This is a genomic window from Nocardia sp. NPDC059180 (genome assembly GCF_042754945.1).
In the GTDB taxonomy this organism is placed as follows: domain Bacteria; phylum Actinomycetota; class Actinomycetes; order Mycobacteriales; family Mycobacteriaceae; genus Nocardia.
This window is the reverse complement of the sequence record NZ_JBHZBU010000001.1, coordinates 324,547-341,799: the sequence shown is the minus strand read 5'-3', so window position 1 is coordinate 341,799 and position 17,253 is coordinate 324,547. Positions and strand designations below refer to the sequence as shown.

Below are 17,253 nucleotides of genomic sequence, written 5' to 3'. Positions count from 1 at the left end.
AACCCCTTGATCGCGACACATCCGGGCAGCCGGCAGCCGCGACGAGCAGATGAAGGAAATCACATGACAGTTGAGACCGACGGAGGCGACGCCACTGTGGCAACGACGATGGTTGATGCCGACACCGAAGCGGGCGACGCCGCGGGCGACGCCGAAGAAGCGCTGATCGAAGAAGGCGAGATCGCGGGCGACTACCTGGAGCAGTTGCTCGACGTGCTCGACTTCGACGGCGATATCGATCTGGACGTCGAGGGCGACCGCGCGATCGTCAGCATCGACGGCGGCCGCGACCTGTCGAAGCTCGTTGGCCGCAACGGTGAGGTGCTCGATGCGCTGCAGGAGCTGACCCGCCTCGCGGTGCAGCAGGCGACCGGTGTGCGCAGTCGGCTCATGCTGGACGTTGCGGGCTGGCGGGCCAAGCGTCGCGAAGAGCTGAGCGCGCTCGGGACCGAGGCCGCGAAGCGAGTGCAGGAATCGGGAGCGCCCGAATCGCTGGCGCCGATGACGCCGTTCGAGCGCAAGATCGTCCACGACGCCGTCGCCGCCGTCGACGGCGTCGCGAGTGAGAGCGAGGGCGTGGAGCCGAACCGGCACGTGGTTGTCGTTCCGGCTTGACGGGTAGTCCGGCACGCCCCGTGCGCTGACAGGGTGCGCAATGGTTGGATAGGGCCTCGGGTCTTCGGACCGGGGCCCTTCTCCATATCCGGGTGCCGGTGCCCATGCCGATAAACGAGTACTCGGAAGGATGTTTCACGTGGAACGAGATCTCGGCGGAGCGACCGAGTTGCCGGCCGAGCTGGAGCCGCCGGCGGTAGCCGCCACGGTTTTCGGTGACCGTCTCGATCTCGCCCGCCGCTACTGTGCCGCACTGGCAACGGCCGGAGTGGAGCGCGGGCTGATCGGGCCGCGTGAGGTCCCTCGGCTCTGGGATCGTCACATTATGAATTGCGCCGTGATCGGCGAGCTGATTCCCGAAGGCGCGTCGGTCGTCGACATCGGCAGCGGCGCGGGCCTGCCCGGTATCCCCCTGGCCATTGCCCGGCCGGATCTCCGTATCACGTTGGTGGAACCACTGTTGCGGCGCACGATCTTTCTGAGTGAGTTCATCGAAGAGGCCGGCCTCGAGGTGATCGTCGTTCGTGGCCGCGCCGAGCAGTCGGGCGTGATCCATGAAGCCGGTGGCGCGGACGTAGTTACGTCGCGTGCCGTGGCCCCGCTGGCCAAGCTTGCTCAGTGGTCACTCCCCCTGGTTCGCGACCACGGTCGGATGCTCGCACTCAAGGGTGTCAGCGCGGCCGAGGAGTTGGTGCGCGACGCGGATGCGCTCGCTCGGGCCGGTGCGGGTTCGGCAGCGGTGGTGGAGTGCGGTGTCGGGATCGTCGAGACACCGACGCTCGTCATCAGTGCGGAGCGACTCCCGCGCTCCGAGCGGTCGCCGAAGCCACGTGCGGAGAAGTCTGCGCGTCGAGCGGCGCGGGCTGCCAAGAAGGCGAACTAACCGCTTTTCGTGGCCGATGTTTCACGGGAAACATGGACCGGCGCATGCGAATGGTCACGGATGCGCGTGTCGTGCGCGCGTCACCGCGATTCAGCTTTCTAATCGCGCCCGGGGCTGGCAAGCTAATGGGCGTCGGGCGTGAGCGTTGGTGCCACGGAGGGATCTGGATGTCACAGCGGCAGGAGCTCCGCTCGGTCGATCGGGCGCCGCGGTCCCGGTTGAGCATCAAGTTCGATCCGACACGGCTTGTTTGAAGACACGGCGCCGACGCGGTCGGGCACGTGATCTGGAGTTCTCGCGTTAGGAGCTGTCTATGTCGAGCGGTTCAGCGAATGTTTCACGGGAAACATCGCGAGTTCCGGGAATGCTGGATTCCAGCAACGCCGGTCCGGAAGCATTCGGAAGCACACCGTTCGGGAACATCTCCCCCAGTGAGACCCCGATAGCGGCGGAGGCGCACCGCGCGAGTCAGATACTGCATCCAGGAAAGGTGACAGTGCCGAAACCGCATGAGCAACGGATCATCACGATCGCTAACCAGAAGGGCGGTGTCGGTAAAACGACCACCGCGGTGAATCTGGCGGCGGCCCTGGCTCATCAGGGGATGAAGGTGCTCGTGATCGATCTCGACCCGCAGGGCAATGCCAGCACTGCACTGGGCGTCGAACACCACTCGGGTGTGCCGTCGAGTTATGAACTGCTCATCGGCGAGATCTCGGTCAAAGACGCGATCCAGCAGAGCCCGCATAGTGAACGGCTGCTCTGCATTCCGGCCACGATCGACCTCGCCGGTGCCGAGATCGAATTGGTGTCCATGGTTGCCCGGGAAGGCAGGCTGAAGGCCGCCATCCAGGAGGCCAATATCGCCGGCTACGACATCGATTACGTGATGATCGACTGCCCGCCGTCGCTGGGTCTGCTGACGGTCAACGCGATGGTCGCGGCCAAGGAAGTGCTGATCCCGATCCAGTGTGAGTACTACGCGCTCGAGGGCGTCGGGCAGCTGATCCGCAATATCGGTCTCGTTCAGTCGCACCTCAACCCCGAACTGCATGTTTCCACCGTGATTCTCACGATGTACGACGGCCGGACCAAACTGGCCGATCAGGTCGCCGAGGAGGTGCGTGGCCACTTCGGTGACGTCGTGCTGCGATCGGTCATTCCACGCAGCGTGAAGGTCTCCGAGGCACCCGGCTACGGCATGACGGTGCTGGACTACGACCCGGGCTCCCGAGGGGCGATGAGCTACCTTGATGCCGGCCGGGAAATGTCGGCCCGCGCGGCGGCGAAACGCGCGGCTGTCACCGAAGGTGCGGAGTGACGCAGGTCGTGCCGACCTGTGGCGGTGGTGGAACGAGAAAGGGGTAGGCCCGATGAGTCAGGCTAAGAAGGGTGGGCTGGGACGCGGTCTCGCAGCGCTGATCCCGACCGGACCGGCATCGACCGGCCTCGGTGACGCCGCGGCGAGCGTGGTCATCGGGGTCGACCCCGGACCGTTGCAGCCGGCCACCGCGTTCTTGCATCGGGTGCCCGACTCCACCGACGCGGTTGAACTCGATTCAGCGAGCGACGCGGTCTACCGCGAGATTCCGCCGGACGCCATCGAGCCGAACCCGAAGCAGCCGCGTCAGGTCTTCCAGGAGGACGCGCTCGCCGAGCTGGTGCATTCGATCCGTGAGTTCGGGCTCATGCAGCCGATCGTGGTGCGGCGCCTGGACTCCACCCCGGACCGCTACCAGCTCGTCATGGGCGAGCGGCGCTGGCGGGCCTGCCAAGAAGCCGGCCTGACCACGATTCCGGCCATTGTCCGGGAAACCGACGACGGCTCGATGCTGCGTGACGCGCTCCTGGAGAACATCCACCGCGTGCAGCTCAACCCCCTCGAAGAGGCAGCCGCTTACCAGCAGCTGCTCGAGGAGTTCGACGTCACCCATGAGGAACTGGCGGACCGGATCGGCCGCTCGCGTTCAGCGGTGACGAACATGATCCGGCTGCTGAAGCTGCCGGTGCCGGTGCAGCGGCGGGTTGCCGCCGGGGTGTTGTCCGCCGGACATGCACGGGCGGTCCTCGGACTGGAAGCCGGTGCCGATGCCCAAGAGGTGCTCGCGGCCCGCATCGTTGCCGAGGGCATGTCGGTGCGAGCCACCGAGGAAGCCGTCACGCTCGCGAACCGGGAACCCGAGAACGCCGCTCCCCCCACCCCCCGCCGCAAGCCGCTGCATGCGCCGGGATTACAGGATGTGGCCGAACGACTCTCGGAATCGTTCGATACTCGTGTAACAGTGAGTCTGGGCAAGCGCAAAGGAAAAATCGTCGTCGAGTTCGGCTCGGTCGACGATCTCGAGCGCATTGTCGGTCTGATGCAGCAGGACAACATCGGAACCTAACGAAATAGAGCCTGTGCACCCATGAAGACAACCCCGGCGCCGAAACGTCACTGTGACGGCAGTCGAAAACCGCACAGAGCCCCTGACCGAACAACACAGTGACGTGGAATGAGGCGGGTTCGCTTTGATCGCATATTCTTGCTGGCGAGAAGACAGTGATGCGGCGTGAGCGTGGAAGAATCAGACAGCTGGAGGCTGAGCAGAGCGGTGTCGACCAGCGTCACAGCATTGACCCTGGACGGGCTGGACAAACTGCCCGCACATGCACGGCGCTGTGTGTTCTGGGAGATCGATCCGGCCGTCGCGGCCGACTCACAAGAGTTCAGCGATCCGGTCTTCGAGAAGGAGGCCTGGCTCTCCACGGTCATGCTGGAATGGGGTTCCTGCGGGCAGGTCGCGACCGTCGACGGGATCTCCGCCGGTTGCGCGCTCTACGCCCCGCCGAGTGCCGTCCCCCGGGCGACACTGTTCCCCACGTCCCCCGTCAGCCCGGACGCCATCCTGCTGACCACGCTGCGGGCCGAGCAGCCGAATCAGGACACCGACGTCGCCTACCGGTTGATTCAGGCCGCAGTGACCGATCTGATGCGCCGCGGCGTCCGGGCGCTCGAAGTCTTCGGTCTCCGAGCCGATCCGCCGAGCACCGCGCTCTCGGATCGGTCCATGGGTTCCATGACCTTGATGGAACGCATCGCGACCCCGGTTCGTGACCGCTTGCGCAGCACCGGGCGGGCCACTGCGCGCTGTTCGCCGGAAACCTGCATGATCGACGCCGACTTCCTCGAGGAGGCCGGGTTCGAGGTCGTCGCACCGCATCACCGATTCCCCCGGCTGCGGCTGGAACTCGATTCCGATCACGGGTGGAAGGAAGACGTGGAGCGAGCGCTGGATCAACTGCTCGCGGCGGCCTCGATGACGGTGCCGACGCGGGTGCTCAGTCTCTGACGACAGCCACTGCCCCACGAACGACACTGCCCCGCCGACTGTATGTGCGGCGGGGCAGATTCGTGTGTGGGCTCTCGGTTACCCGCGATCGGCAGCGGCCAGCTCCTCGGCCAGCAGCTCGGCGAAAGTGTAGGTACCGGTCGGCTGATCGTCCTGACCGAGCAGGTACAGCCGCTTCACCGACACCAGGATCGCTTCGGCGATGACATCGCGCATCCGGGGGTTCGTGAGTACGGACGCATCGTATTCGTTTGTCAGGTAACCGATATCGACCTGAACCGTCGGCATCTTGGTGAGCCGCAGCAGATCCCAGGTGCGCTGATGGGTCCGGCAGTCCTGCAACGAGGTTCGTGCGACCACCTCACGCTGGATGAAACCGGCCAGCACCTGACCGATCATCGAGACCGAACCGTGCGAATTACCGAAGTAGAAGCCCGCGACCCCGTTGGCCGAGGAGCTGGGGTTGTTGGCGCTGCGCAGCGAGATCATCAGATCGGCGTCGAAGGCGTTGGAGGTCTCGGCACGCTCGGCGTCGGTGGGGTTGGCTCCCCATGGCCGCGACAGGAAGGTCTCCATTCCGGTCGCCGCCATCCGGCCCTCGAGCCTGCTGGCGAGATCCCACAGGATTTCCGATTCGTAGACGTCACCGAACTCCGTCGGCACGGCGTGGCCCTTGTCCGGTCCGCCGAGGCCCGGGTCGATGACGATCCGCTTGCCGGTCAGCTGCGGGCCGGCCCGGTGCACCACCTCTTCTTCGGCGATGCGATGCGGGTTTCCGCCGGTCACCCTGGCACCGAGCAGTTCGAGCGAGCGCAGCGTGTCCGGGCCGCAGATACCGTCGGCGGACAGCCCGATCTCGCGCTGGAACGCGGTGAGGCCGTCGTGGGTATGCGGACCGAAGTAGCCGTCGACACGGTGCACGTAGAAGCCGAGGTCTTGGAGCCGCCGTTGCAGTGTCGCCACGTCGTCACCGTAGAGCGGCGCGGACAGCTGATAGATCAGCGTGCGCGCGCCGAGCCGGTAGGAGGCCTCTTTGAGGGCCCGATACGTCGCGGGACCGACGATTCCGTCCACGAGCAGCCCGCGGTGCTGCTGGAATGCGCGCACCGCGGAGTCGAGCTGGTGATCGAAGGTGGCGTCGGTGTCTTTCCAGTACTCACGCGGGTCCTCGCCATCGAGGTTGTGCGCGTGCAGGAAACCCAGACTTGCCAGGGTGCTCCGAACCTCTGCGACGGCTGGACCGGTATCGCCGTGACGAAGTCGGTGCATGCGTGAGAGCCCTTTCCCTTCCGTCAGCCCGGGTACCCACCAATGCGATGGGTTACACCCTCGCACCACCGGAGCGTCGGTCGATTGTCTCAGACCCGGACCGAATTTCGGCAATTCCGGGTCTGGGCATACTACGGCGCGTCGCTGATGTGCGATGCCTTACGGCGGAGTTCGCCGCGGTGATCGTCGAGGGAGTCAGATGACGCCATCGAGTTCGCGCAGCAGAGCGGCTTTGCCCTTGGCTCCGACGATCTGCTTGACCGGCTTGCCACCGGCGAACAGCATCATAGTGGGCAGCGACAGGATCTGATAATCCTTGGCGGTGACCGGGTTGGCGTCCACATCCAGCTTGGCGACGGTCAGCTTATCGGCATGGGTGCCCGCGATTTCCTCCAGCACCGGCGCGACCATCTTGCACGGGCCGCACCAGTCCGCCCAGAAGTCGACCAGAACCGGCTTCTCGCTGAGCAGGACGTCATCGGCGAAGGTGGCGTCGGTGACGGTGATGGTGGTTTCGGACATGGGTGTTCTCCTCGTGAAGCTGTGAATCGCCTGGTCAGCGAGATCAGTTGGCGGGGACCGCGACCGGACGTCCGGCGTGGTCGAGAGTGTTGGCGGTGATATCGCCCTGTTCGGCGAGCCAGCGTTCGGCGTCGATAGCGGCGCGGCAGCCGGTGCCCGCGGCGGTGATCGCCTGACGGTAGGTGTGATCGACGAGGTCGCCCGCGGCGAAGACGCCGGGCACCGCGGTGGCGGTGGACGGATCCGACACCTGCACATAGCCCTCGTCATCGAGTTCGACCTGGCCGCGCACCAGTTCGCTGCGCGGGTCGTGGCCGATCGCGACGAACATGCCGGTGGCGGCGAGTTCGGAGGTTTCGCCGGTGCGGGTGTCGCGCAGGGTGAGGCTTGTCACGCTGGTGTCGCCGTTGACCCGCACGACGTCGGCGTTGGTGACGAAGCGGATCTTCTCGTTGGCCTTGGCCCGCTCCAGCATGATGCGTGAGGCACGGAATTCGTCGCGCCGGTGCACGATGGTGACGCTGGAGGCGAACTTGGTGAGGAAGGTCGCCTCTTCCATGGCGGAGTCGCCGCCGCCGACCACGACAATGTCCTGGCCCTTGAAGAAGAAGCCATCGCAAGTGGCGCACGCGCTGACGCCGCGGCCGAGCAGATCCTGCTCACCGGGAACGTCGAGGTAGCGGGCGGCCGAGCCCATGGCGAGGATCACGGCGTAGGCCTGGAAGGTCTCGTCACCGACGGTGACCTTCTTGATCGGTCCGCTCAGGTCGATGGCGTCGACGTCCTCGGTGCGGATGTCGGCACCGAAGCGCTTCGCTTGGTCGCGCATCTGCTCCATCAGGTCCGGGCCCATGATGCCGTCGCGGAAGCCGGGGAAGTTCTCCACCTCGGTGGTGGTCATCAGGGCGCCACCGAACTGCGTTCCCTCGAACAGCAGCGGCTGCAGCTCCGCGCGGGCCGCGTATACCGCGGCGGTATAGCCGGCGGGGCCGGAGCCGACGATGATCAGGTCGCGAACTGGCGTGCTCATGGGGCCCTTCCGAAAGACATCAACGGGACGTGTCGGTCAACAACAGCGTAAACGCACTTGTTCCCCGGGTGAGCGCGCTATCCGATGTCGGTGACGGCCAACACTCTCGGGTCGCCGGCGCTGCAGCTCGGCTCGACCACGAGGGCGGTGATCTTTCCCGGTGCGGTGCCCGCGACCAAGATCAGGACCGCGTCCGCACCGCGGAAGGTGATATCGGAGGAGCCGAGGATTTTACGGTCGTATCCGGCGGCCGCCACGCAGCCGGCCAGTCGGGCGGAATCGGCGAGCGGTCCGGCGACGTCGTGGCGGCCGAGAGCGCCGAGGGCGACCGCGGAGTTCAGATCATCTCCGGGCGAAGTATCGACGGTGGTCGGCCCAGCGGTGGGGCTGACGGTGCTGTCGTCTCGCACGGTGGCGACCACGATGGCGGCGCAGGCGATGACCGCGACGGCCGCCGCGGCCGCAGTGATCCTGCGCATCCTGCGCCGGCGCCGCTCATCGAGCGATACCACCGGCGCCACCGAATCTGTTGGCGCGTCGGGCGATTCGACATCGGACCGCGGATCCGCTACCAGCCGGGGTAGGTCGGTTGTCCGTGCGGTCGGTTCCTCGTCCGGTTCGGCGTGCCCCAGTTCCTCGGCCCATTGCCGCAGTCGCGCGGACACATCGTCGGGCATCGGATGGATGATCCGGTCGTCGCGGCCGAGGGCGCGCACGTGTGCGCTGACCTCATCGAGCGACTGTAGGTACTGCTGGGCCTCCGGATCGCCGTGGACCGCGGGCCACAACTGTTCGCTCTGTTCGCGCGAGAGGTTGTCGGCGTGCAGGTCGGCGAGCAGCTCCGCCGAAAACGGAGGCTGCGGAACGGATCGGGTCGCCATCGCACCTCCAAAGTGTTCTTACATTTGACCTTGCACGCAGCCCGGCGAATGCCAGGCGGCGGTTACATCGTCTCGTGGTTCGTCACTATTACTGACGCAACAGGGTCACATCCGGTTCCCTGGATCCCGCAGAAATTCCAAACGTTCTCCGAGCCGCTGCCTGGCGCGGGCGCATCGGCTTTTGATGGTCCCCTCCGGCACACCGAGCATTGCGGCCGCGTCCGACACGCTATACCCCTCCAAATCGACCGCGACGATGGCGGTGCGCTGGTCCGGCGGCAGTGAGAACAGCGCGCGGTCGACCACCATCGACATCTCCAGCCGGGCGATGTCGTCGCGTTCGTCGGCCGGTTCCGGCATGTTCTCCGGTGTCAATGAGAACGCGCGCCTGGTCTTGTTGCGGCGGATGCGGTCCAGGCAGGCGTTGACCACGATCGCGTGCAACCAGCTGCGTACCTCGGATTCGGCACGGAAGGAGCCCGCGGTGCGGTGCGCCGACAGCAGCGCGTCTTGCAGCGAGTCGGCGGCGTCCTCACGGGTGTAGGAGGTGCGCACCGCCGTCTGCCAGAGGTGGTCGTTATGCCTGCGCAGCAGCTCGGCGAAGGCGTGCGGGGCGCCGCCCGCGTGGGCGCGCAGCAATTCGGCGTCGGTGGCCTCGCCCGGAACGAATGTGCCCGTGCGCACGGAAACGGACTGCGGCCTCCCTCTGCGGGAGCCCTCGTTCACCTCGGACGACAATGCCAACCCCTTGGACGCGCTCACCGGGGTGACCGGCCGGCATGGCCGAACACCGAAGAAATCGCAGCATGCAGGGATCGAAACGCCTGATCCCGAGAGGCTCCCCTGCTGAGAGCGCGAGCAGAATCATAACGTGGGTAACGATTCGGTAGCAACCGAACCATGATCGGCCAGTCAGCGTGACCTAGCCGTTATCTTGCGACGTTATGCCTGGTGAGGGCCGTGTGCCGGGGCAGATCAGCGCGCGGCGTCGAACCGGATATCGGCGATAGAGGACTGGAACTGCCCGTCGGAGTTGCCGAGACCGGTGATCCACACCAGGACATAACGGGCGGCCTGATCGGCCTCGACGGGGATCTGGGTGACGCCGTCGACCAGGGTCGCGGTGCCGATGAGCTGGGTCTGATCGAGCGTCGGCGAGGTGGTCGGCGAGGTACGGATCTCCACGGTGGTGCCCGGGCTCGGCGAGTTGATCGCGACGTTGCTGAGCTTGGCCGGGCTCGGCAACGTGGCCAGCAGGCCGACGCCCTTCTTCAGCGCCGGGAACTGTTGGAAGTACTGATCGGTGCGCCACATGGTGGAGGCGTTGTTGTCCAGGACCGAGCCGACGCCGCTGACGTTGTCCGGGGTGCCCTCGGGCGAGAACACCGAAACACCCGTGACCGGGACCGGCACACCGGCCTTTGGAGCGGGATCACCCGGCGTCGCGGCCGGCTCGGCGGGCGCCGAATTGGCGGTGGTCAGGCCGATATTGCGCTGCTCATTGAGCGGTTCATCGGAGGCGCCGGGCGCGAAGATGCTCACCATCCACCAGATGATGATGCCGACCACCAGCGCGGTGAGGATGCCGAGCCCCACCATGATCCACATCATCCGCTGCGACTTCTCCCGTTCTGCCGCAAGCAGTTCGGGATCGGCAAGCGAATCGTCGGCAGGGGCGGTGGCCCGCTGGCCGAGTCGAAGCACCGGAATGAAATCGGTCTTCTGGTCGACCACCGATGCCTGCTCGAGCACATGCTGCACTGTCGCCGCAGTACGCACACCCTTGTTGGGCTCGAGCGACCTGACCGCGACGGCGGAGATCTCGAACGGCACCTCGGGCCGGATCTGACGTGGTTCGACGGGGGTGCCGTCGGGGCCGAAATCGGCAAGGCGCAGCCCGCCGACCGTGGCGGCGCTGCCGGTGACACCGCCGGCGCGCAGCGGCCAGCGTGCGGTGATCAGGGCGTAGAGCATGGCGCCGAGACCACGTACGTCGGATTGGGCATCGGAGTCGGCCAGGGTGCCGGGGAACGCGAGGACCGCATCACCGGAGGCGCTGATCCGCACCCGATCCGGATGGTCGATCGACAGCGAGCCGCCGCCGCGGTGAGCCATCTCGGCCGCCGCGGACAGGGCCCGGATCGCGCGAGCGGCGCCGATGGGCGATGGCACGGTATCGGCCATCTCCCGCAGCGAGCGGCCGGGAGTCCATTCGGCCACCACGATGCCGCCGGAGCTGCCGCGCACCACGTCAAGGACGCGGGCAAGGCCGGGCGAATTGATCCGGCCGAGGCGCAGCGTGCGCGACAGGATGGCCTGCGGGCCGTCGTGACCGGAATTATCGGAAGCCTGCTGGTCGGCGTCGACGAAGGTCAGCGCGACCTCGCGATCGAGTTTGATATCGAGCGCCTGCCAGAACTTCAGTCCGCGGGCACCGCCGTGACTGGCGAGCAACCGATAACGGCCGCCCGCGACGGAGGCACCGGGCAGCAGCTTCGGGCCACGCGGAATCCGACGCGGACCGCCACCGTCACCGCCGCCGACGGGCGGCATGACCGGCAGCATTCCGGTGTCGTACATCGGATCGCGTGGCGGCGCGTGATGCTCGGTCCGGTCGTCTGCGTGCTCGGCGTCAGGCGCCGATTGCGCGACCTGCGGGTCGAACTCACCCGGCTGGTGCGCGGATGCGGAATCGGACTGCTCCCCCGCGGCGAGCGGAACGTCGGTGGAGAGCCCGCCGGCCGTGTTCGCAGCTGATTCGGCGGCTGGGACGCCGCCCACCGCGTCGTCGCTCACCCTCGGTCCTCCTTCGCCCTGATGTGTCGCAACCCCGGCGAATTCGCCACTTGTGCTTCTCTGCCGAACAGGGTACGGGAACTCGCCGACCCCGGTGATGTCAACAGCATTCGAGCGGATAACGGGTAGCACCATGGTCTGTGCGTCCATGGGGTCGTAATGGGAGTAGGCCAGGTACGGATCCGGCCTGCGCAGGATCGTGGTGGCGTAATCGTCCTCGGCCGATTCGTCCAGCCCCAGATCGGGGGCGGGCGGGGTGATGCCGAGTTTGCGCGAGACGGCCACGGTGATGGCCACGATCTCCGGGATGCCCGCAAGGCGCATGAGGCCGAATGCGACACCGAACATCACCAGCGAGGTGATGACGACCCGGATGAACGAGCCGGGCCCGTGCAGCGAATCCGAGAGCCGGTACAGGCCGAGCACCTTGTCCACGATCAGCATCACCGCACCGCCGGCGGCAGAGGCCAGCACGACACGGGTGATGGTGTGCCCGACATTGGCCATGCGCAAATCGCCGAGGCTGCGGTGCAGCAGGTAGCCGCCGATGAAGGCGCCTGCGGTGAACCCGATACCGGTGGCCGCGCCGAGCACCATCACGACCTGATCGCCGTTGCTGGCGATCACCGGCGCCAGCGCGGAGCCGATGATCTTGACCGTCACGATGCCGAGAATGATCCAGGTCGGCGTCCACGCCTGTTCCCTGGCGTAGAAGACCCGCAGATGGATCAGCACCAGCGAGTACGGGATCAACGTGAAGGCCGACCAGCTGACCGCCTGGCCGAGGCGTTCGGCGTCCTCGGCGAAGCGGGCGTAGCCGAACAGCGCGTCACCGACCTGGGGGCCTGCCAAGGTCAGGAAGATGACGATGGGGATCAGCGCGATCATCGTCAGCCTGGTCGCGGCCGACAGGTCGTCGACCACCGCGGGAGTGTCGTCGTTGGCGGCGTTGCGGCTCAACCGCGGCATGATCGCGGTGAGCAGGGTGACACCGAGCACGCCGTAGGGCAGCTGCAGCAGCGCCCAGGCGTTGTTGTAGATCGCCGGGCCCGCCGCGTCGGCCTGCGAGGAGATGTGGTTGGCGAAGATCGTGCCGATCTGGCTGATCAAGACATAGAGGATGATCGCGGCGCCCATGGTGCCGAACTGCTTGAGCCGCTCGTCGACACCCCACAGCGGGCGAAGGTCGATGTCTTCGCGCCGGATGGCGGGAATCAGCACCAGTGCCTGGGTGACGACGCCGAGGGTCACGCCGACGCCGAGGATCAGCAGCTTGGGATCACCCATCCGCACCGGGTCCAGCGAGATCTCGCCCGGGCTCAGTGCGTACAAGCCGAGCGTGGCCAGCACGACGATGTTGTTGAACACCGGCGCCCAGGCACCGGGTTTGAAGTTCTGCCTGGTGTTCAAAATGGCCGTGAACAGCGCGGACATGCCGTAGAACAGGATGGCCGGTACCAGCAGGAACGTCAGCGCGGTGGTCAGTTCGGTATTGACCTCGCCGTCGGCGGCGACGAACAGATGAGTGGCCAGGATCGGCGCGGACGCCGTCGCCAGCAGGGCCGCGGTCGCGAGCACCACGAACGCCGCGGTGACCAGTCGCCGCACGAACGCGGCACCACCGTCGGGGTCCTCCTGTTCGGCGCGCACCAGTGTCGGCACCACGATCGCGGTGAGCACCGCGCCGAGCACCAGTTCCGCGACCATGTTCGGGATCAGGCTCGCCGAGAGGAACGCACTGGCGATGGCAGGGCCGAGGATGGTGAGCAGCAGCAGCTGCTTGCCGAAACCGGTGATTCGGCTGATCAGGGTGGCGAAGGCGATGGAGCCGGAATCACGAAGTAGGCGAGCGTTGGCGCTCTCCTTCGATTCCTTCTCGGCCACGACGACAGGCATGCCCTTGGTACCGGGCCTGCTGCCGGATTCGGCGCGGGCCGCGACCCGCTCGGGCGGCGCCGGGCGTTGGGCGGGTCGACGCACCTGCGGCTGCGGCTGGGTCGGCGGGCGGTTCGGAGCTTGTTCACCCTGGTGTGCCGGGCGGTTCTGCGGCGGCCGAGTCCGACCCGGCGGCGGTCCGCCTGCGCGATGCGGCTGCCCCGGGTGCTGCGGCCTGCCCTGGCCGTGCGGCGGTTCGGGCCGCTGTGGCTGACCGGGCTGCGGGGGGCGACCCGGAGGCGCCGGACGGGCGGGCGGTCGTTGCTGCGGGATCTCACCGCTGCGCGGATAGCCCCCACCCTGCGGTGGTCTGCCCTGTGGCGGAATCCGCTGCGGTGGCGGCATGCGGCCCGGCTGCCCCGGCTGTCCGGGTCGACCGGGCTGCGGCGGCGGGCCCGGCCGCTGCGGACGCGGCTCGGCCGGATAACTCTGTTGGCCGGGGTGTGCGGGCGGTGCGGGCCGTTGCTGCGGTGGCATGCGGCGGCCATGGCCGGGGGGTTCGGCCGGACGGCTGATGCGAGGGGCCCCTGGCGGCGGTCCATCGTGGGTATCGCCGGTCATCCCAGGCTCCGAATGCGGCCCGCGCTCCCAGGGCGCCGCGGGTGCCCGGCGGGCCGGCGGTCCGTCGGGGCGGGCGTCAGGTCGCTGATGAGCGAATTGATCATCGTCGCCCATCATGCCTCCTGTGCCTCGCCGGGCAGCGGAACCAGGCGGATGCGATGAGCTGCGTCGTACCGAAGCACGTCGCGCGAAACTCGCTCATCTACACCTCCTGTTGCTGTCCCTGCTGCCGAAGTACGCGCTTACGCGCCCGCCGGTACCTGTTGACCCGTCGCCGGATGCCCGGATCGACGCCCTTGTCGGCGGGATCCGGCTCTCCGTGGAACCGGCGCCACAGGCGGCGTCCGGCCAACAGGAACAGCAGTATCCCGGCACATGCGGTAATTATCGCCAGCGTTTGACCGTACGCGTTCGAACGCACCGATACCGACGTGGCGTTGCCGAGCGGCACCCCCTCCGGCGTGGTAAGCGAAATCGGAATGACCAGGTTACGGGAGTCGCTGACCTCGGTGGGGATCTGGAACGAGCGGGTGCCGCGGGGCGGCAGCTGCTGCTCACCGATATCGGTGATCTTCGTCTCGGCGGGTGCGTCGATTCGGAACCTGATCCGCACCGCGACCGGCAGATCGTTGCGGGCGACCAGCAGCAACGGGCTCTGCTCCGAGGCCAGTGTGTACACCCCGCCCGGTGGCAGCACAGTGACCGAACCGAACATGTTGTCCAGTGCGATCGTGGCCTGTTCCACCCGGCGTTGGGCGAAGGTGTCGGCCAGCGCGGTCTCGCCACGGCGATCCGACAGGCTCAGCGTCCGTATCAGATCGTCGCGTATCGGGGTCAGGAATTCCTGTGGCGTCGGCTCCGACTGCGGCACCTCGACCAGCGCGCTCATCAGCTCGGTGATTCGATGCCCCTGATCTCGCACCGGTCCGATGAACCGGGCAGGTGCCGCGTCCTGGCTCGCCTGCGCGAGGTAGTCGACCTGGTACGAGGTGCTGTCGGCGGGCTGGGCCAGCAGTTGATCGAACGTGCGTGGCGTCGCCAGATTATTCTTGAACAACAGGTCGAGCTGCTTCAACAGTGCGGCGGCCTCGTCCCGGTTGGCGCCCCATTGCTGCGGTGGCACCAGCAGCGTCGAGCGCGGCCGGTCCGGGCGCGGATTGAGCGCGCTCCACGACACCGCACCGAGTGCGTCCTGTAGCCGGGCGGTCCTGGAGTCCTTGGTGACCTCATAGCGGACCTGATCGGGGGTGAACGAGGGCGTCGGCGGGTTGGAACCCATGGCCGCGAGCGCGGTCGCCGACCAGATGTCGAAGGTGGCCGCGCGCAATGCCGGATCGACGGCCGGTTCCGTGGTGCGCGGCGTCGGGGCCGGTGCGGCGGATGGTGGTGTTCCGACGGGCGGAGTGGGATCCGCGGGCGCGGGCGCGGTGACACCGGGCAGCCGGACCACATCGGGTGTGCCCGGCTCCGGCTCGGTGCGAGCGGTGCGGGTCGCGGCGCTGCGGCCCGTGCGTGCCGAGGAGATATCGGGGTTGTCGGCCGGTGCGACGGCATTGTCGGCCAGTACCGCCGTGCTGAAACCATTGGTACGCAGCAGCACACCGGCGCCCGCGTCGATACTGCCGGAGTCGGGCAGGCTCACCCCGCGCACCGACCGGGTGGACAGGATGGAATCGACGACGTCGGCAGGCGCTTTCAACGCCCGCGCCGTGAGTTGCGGATCGTCCACCGCGGCCAGCGCGGACACGTCGACCTGCGCGAACGGCAGCGCGACCGTGCACACCGAGGATGCGAGCGCGCGCAGCCGGTCCAGCCAGGCTTGTGCCTGTTCCGAACCGGTGCCCGCCCTGGTCGCGCCGTCGGGATCCGACGGGCTGGCCAGCACCCGGTAGTCCTCGGTCATCGCCTGCACGGTGAGCAGCAGATCGGGGTCGACGGCCACGCAGACCGCTGACGCCAGCCGCTTGTCCCGGCCCGCGTCGGTGCCGAGCGCGGTCTCCAGCGCATCGAGCAGCTGCTCGAGCCTGCCGCCCTTGCCGAGCGAGGAGGCCAATTCATCGTCGGTCAGTTCGGGGATCTCATCCACCGTCCCCGGCCGCCCGGCCACCAGTCGCGGCCGATCCGCCAGCGGCCACACCAGGGTGGTCGCCACCGGTGGTGCGGGCGGTGCGGGCACCGGTTGGGTATCACCGGCCGAAGCTGGCGGCAGGCCGAGGACCGGGAGCAGGAATCGAGCGTCGTCGAGCCGGGCCTGATTGCCGTAGGCCGGTTCCCCGTTGACGTTGAGCAGCAGCGGATACACCCCGGGCTCGGTGATGCCGAGCGAGGCGCCGGCGTCGTCGGCCCGCAATGCGATGCTCAGCGTGAACTGGCGGCGCTGACCAGGGCTCAGCCGCTCGGCGACGTCCTCGAAGGGGCCGGCCATGTCGTAGTTGGCCTGATCGAGTCGCAGGGCCGTGCGCAGGCCGCTCGGTTCGGTGACCGCACGCGCGCGCTGCACCCGGACGCTGACGTCGTCGACGACGCGGTCGCCGATGTTGGTGACGGTGCCGGACACGGTCAGTACCGGATCGCTGGTCGTGGTCACCGTGGTCGGGGTCACCGAATCGAGCGAGAGTTTGAGAAATTTGGGCGACGAGGCTTCACCGGACTCGCTCGGCTGCGCGTCCGCGGGCAGTTCGCTCAGCACCGGCAGCGTCGCTGCCGCGCCGAGGATCGTCAGGACCGCCACGATGATCCGCAGTCCACGCGTCATTGCTTGCCGGTCTCCATCCGGTCGATCAGCCGGTTCGCTACCTCGGCCAGGCGCCGCTCGTCGGCATAGGCGAGTCGGGAATCCAGTTCACTCAACGGAACCCACGCCACCTGGGTGACTTCGATGTCCGCGTCCGACAGTTCACCACCGACCGAACGCAAAAGGAAATGGTGCACCGTTTTGTGTACCCGCCGGCCGTCGGTCACGAACCAGTAATCGATGCTGCCGAGTTCGGCGACCACCACGCCGTCGATGCCGGTTTCCTCGGCGACTTCCCGGATCGCGGTCTGCTCGGAGGTCTCGCCCTCTTCGATATGGCCCTTGGGTAGCGACCACAGCAGCCGCCCGCGCCGATCGGTGCGTCCGATCAGTGCCGCGCTGCGCTGTTCGCGTGGTCCGTCGAGGCCGTCGACGACGAGCCCGCCCGCCGAGGTCTCCTTGACCGTACGCATGCGTGGTCTCGCCGCGTTTCCGGCCGAACCACGGCGCCGGGGCTGGCGGCGTCGACTGTTCGCGCGATCGGCCGGGGACACCAAGCAATCCTAATCGACGCAGTCGGCACAGCAGTCCACAGTCCGCCGCGTGGCCGGGGGTTCCTCCGGCGCCCGACGGCGGTGTCCGTCCCACCGCCCCGCTGGGTAAGGTTCACGTTCGTGGTTTCGACCGGCCCCGAC

General features: G+C 67.5%; 13 protein-coding genes. 5 read left to right on the top strand and 8 right to left on the bottom strand.

Translation table 11 applies throughout. The annotated features are described in order from the left end of the window. The first annotated feature begins 63 nt into the window (after window positions 1-63). The 5 genes from ACFXNW_RS01600 (at window position 64) to ACFXNW_RS01580 (ending at window position 4,830) form a co-directional block, all read left to right on the top strand. Window positions 64-615: a protein jag gene (locus tag ACFXNW_RS01600; RefSeq protein WP_379415098.1), complete on the top strand. Its 552-nt coding sequence runs from the start codon at window positions 64-66 to the stop codon at window positions 613-615. Window positions 616-745: 130 nt separating this feature from the next. Then, window positions 746-1,498 carry a 16S rRNA (guanine(527)-N(7))-methyltransferase RsmG gene (gene rsmG / locus ACFXNW_RS01595; RefSeq protein ID WP_379415097.1) on the top strand — a complete coding sequence of 251 codons (753 nt, stop codon included), beginning with the start codon at window positions 746-748 and terminating at the stop codon, window positions 1,496-1,498. Window positions 1,499-1,862: 364 nt separating this feature from the next. Beyond that, a complete protein-coding gene (locus tag ACFXNW_RS01590) occupies window positions 1,863-2,819 on the top strand; it encodes an AAA family ATPase (RefSeq protein WP_256668416.1) in 957 nt (318 codons plus the stop codon). Window positions 2,820-2,871: 52 nt separating this feature from the next. After that, a complete protein-coding gene (locus ACFXNW_RS01585) occupies window positions 2,872-3,885 on the top strand; it encodes a ParB/RepB/Spo0J family partition protein (RefSeq protein ID WP_379415095.1) in 1,014 nt (337 codons plus the stop codon). Between the two features lie 207 nt (window positions 3,886-4,092). Further along, window positions 4,093-4,830 (top strand): GNAT family N-acetyltransferase, encoded by a 738-nt coding sequence (locus ACFXNW_RS01580; RefSeq protein WP_379415094.1) that lies wholly within the window; start codon window positions 4,093-4,095, stop codon window positions 4,828-4,830. A gap of 78 nt (window positions 4,831-4,908) precedes the next feature. On the opposite strand, the gene ACFXNW_RS01575 is transcribed toward ACFXNW_RS01580, so the two are convergent. From ACFXNW_RS01575 to ACFXNW_RS01540, 8 genes are all read right to left on the bottom strand, one after another. Beyond that, a complete protein-coding gene (locus ACFXNW_RS01575) occupies window positions 4,909-6,099 on the bottom strand; it encodes an N-acetylmuramoyl-L-alanine amidase (RefSeq protein ID WP_379415092.1) in 1,191 nt (396 codons plus the stop codon). 195 nt (window positions 6,100-6,294) lie between these two features. Further along, window positions 6,295-6,621, bottom strand: coding sequence for a thioredoxin (gene trxA, locus ACFXNW_RS01570; RefSeq protein WP_379415091.1), 327 nt, complete (start codon window positions 6,619-6,621; stop codon window positions 6,295-6,297). A 43-nt stretch (window positions 6,622-6,664) separates the two neighbouring features. Continuing rightward, window positions 6,665-7,651 (bottom strand): thioredoxin-disulfide reductase, encoded by a 987-nt coding sequence (gene trxB, locus ACFXNW_RS01565; protein WP_379415089.1) that lies wholly within the window; start codon window positions 7,649-7,651, stop codon window positions 6,665-6,667. A gap of 77 nt (window positions 7,652-7,728) precedes the next feature. Beyond that, the gene (locus ACFXNW_RS01560) at window positions 7,729-8,532 is read right to left on the bottom strand and encodes a hypothetical protein (protein WP_379415087.1); all 804 of its coding nucleotides are present in this window, start codon (window positions 8,530-8,532) and stop codon (window positions 7,729-7,731) included. Between the two features lie 105 nt (window positions 8,533-8,637). Beyond that, window positions 8,638-9,216, bottom strand: a complete 579-nt coding sequence (gene sigM, locus ACFXNW_RS01555; RefSeq protein ID WP_379415085.1) for an RNA polymerase sigma factor SigM — start codon at window positions 9,214-9,216, stop codon at window positions 8,638-8,640. 291 nt (window positions 9,217-9,507) lie between these two features. Then, window positions 9,508-13,224 carry a murein biosynthesis integral membrane protein MurJ gene (locus ACFXNW_RS01550; protein WP_379416243.1) on the bottom strand — a complete coding sequence of 1,239 codons (3,717 nt, stop codon included), beginning with the start codon at window positions 13,222-13,224 and terminating at the stop codon, window positions 9,508-9,510. 802 nt (window positions 13,225-14,026) lie between these two features. Further along, the gene (locus tag ACFXNW_RS01545) at window positions 14,027-16,579 is read right to left on the bottom strand and encodes a DUF6049 family protein (RefSeq protein ID WP_379415083.1); all 2,553 of its coding nucleotides are present in this window, start codon (window positions 16,577-16,579) and stop codon (window positions 14,027-14,029) included. Then, a complete protein-coding gene (locus ACFXNW_RS01540; RefSeq protein ID WP_379415082.1) occupies window positions 16,576-17,112 on the bottom strand; it encodes an NUDIX hydrolase in 537 nt (178 codons plus the stop codon). Before ACFXNW_RS01540 ends, ACFXNW_RS01545 begins: the two co-directional genes overlap by 4 nt. Between the last annotated feature and the right edge of the window lie 141 nt (window positions 17,113-17,253).

Coding starts and splice junctions, on each gene's coding strand:
- ACFXNW_RS01600 (WP_379415098.1), top strand. CDS start 64: ATGACAGTTGAGACCGACGGAGGCGACGCCACTGTGGCAACGACGATG.
- rsmG (WP_379415097.1), top strand. CDS start 746: ATGTTTCACGTGGAACGAGATCTCGGCGGAGCGACCGAGTTGCCGGCC.
- ACFXNW_RS01590 (WP_256668416.1), top strand. CDS start 1,863: ATGCTGGATTCCAGCAACGCCGGTCCGGAAGCATTCGGAAGCACACCG.
- ACFXNW_RS01585 (WP_379415095.1), top strand. CDS start 2,872: ATGAGTCAGGCTAAGAAGGGTGGGCTGGGACGCGGTCTCGCAGCGCTG.
- ACFXNW_RS01575 (WP_379415092.1), bottom strand. CDS start 6,099: ATGCACCGACTTCGTCACGGCGATACCGGTCCAGCCGTCGCAGAGGTT.
- trxA (WP_379415091.1), bottom strand. CDS start 6,621: ATGTCCGAAACCACCATCACCGTCACCGACGCCACCTTCGCCGATGAC.
- trxB (WP_379415089.1), bottom strand. CDS start 7,651: ATGAGCACGCCAGTTCGCGACCTGATCATCGTCGGCTCCGGCCCCGCC.
- ACFXNW_RS01560 (WP_379415087.1), bottom strand. CDS start 8,532: ATGGCGACCCGATCCGTTCCGCAGCCTCCGTTTTCGGCGGAGCTGCTC.
- ACFXNW_RS01550 (WP_379416243.1), bottom strand. CDS start 13,224: ATGCCTGTCGTCGTGGCCGAGAAGGAATCGAAGGAGAGCGCCAACGCT.
- ACFXNW_RS01545 (WP_379415083.1), bottom strand. CDS start 16,579: ATGACGCGTGGACTGCGGATCATCGTGGCGGTCCTGACGATCCTCGGC.